Below are 616 nucleotides of genomic sequence, written 5' to 3'. Positions count from 1 at the left end.
CCTTCAGTGCCGCAAACAATGGCAATTCATCCGGGGTAAGTCCCGCCAGTTCACCGGTAAAACGTTTACTGTCCAACTCCTCCGTGCAAAGTTCCAGATGCGCTTGCAGGGTGGCCTGGTCCATCAACAAGGAGCGGGCTTGCGGGAAATGCTGCCGCAGGCGGGAGAGTATGGCAAAACCATGGGTGTCAATATCGCCCCAATAGATAATCTCTTTTTCCTTCAGCCAGCTAATGGAAGACAATGACTGAATACCATAGCCCAGCCCAAAGATTACAATGGCATCCGGTACCGATGGAAAGGCAAGACCATTGACCTTGTTTTCCGTGATAAACACCTTGCTGCTTCCCGGGTCTATAAATTGCGACACCGGAACCGTGATATCCGTCACCGGGCCGGGATGATCCAATAACCGGTATCGCACCAGTGGCTCATCAAACCGTAAGCCAAAGCGGCGCTCAAAACCGTTTTCTGCCAGACCGGCGATGCTCCCATCAAAATCCTCCGGTTCCAGGGCCAGGCTCAGTAATTCCGAGAGAATACCCTTGTTATTTTCAATAAATTTGCTGTCCACTCCCTGAATATCCAACTGGCGGATATAGCGCCCCGGTTTCGG

The 616-nt window shown here is 51.9% G+C and carries 1 protein-coding gene; it reads right to left on the bottom strand.

Features of this window, described 5'->3' with window-relative positions; genetic code table 11:
• Window positions 1-616, bottom strand: a 616-nt coding sequence (locus J7438_RS26885) for a DUF3322 and DUF2220 domain-containing protein (RefSeq protein WP_209279079.1), incomplete at both ends; no start/stop codon positions are given.

Source organism: Thalassotalea sp. G20_0, from assembly GCF_017744175.1.
Classification (GTDB): Bacteria; Pseudomonadota; Gammaproteobacteria; order Pseudomonadales; family Endozoicomonadaceae; genus Endozoicomonas.
This window is presented reverse-complemented; position numbering and strand designations above follow the sequence as displayed.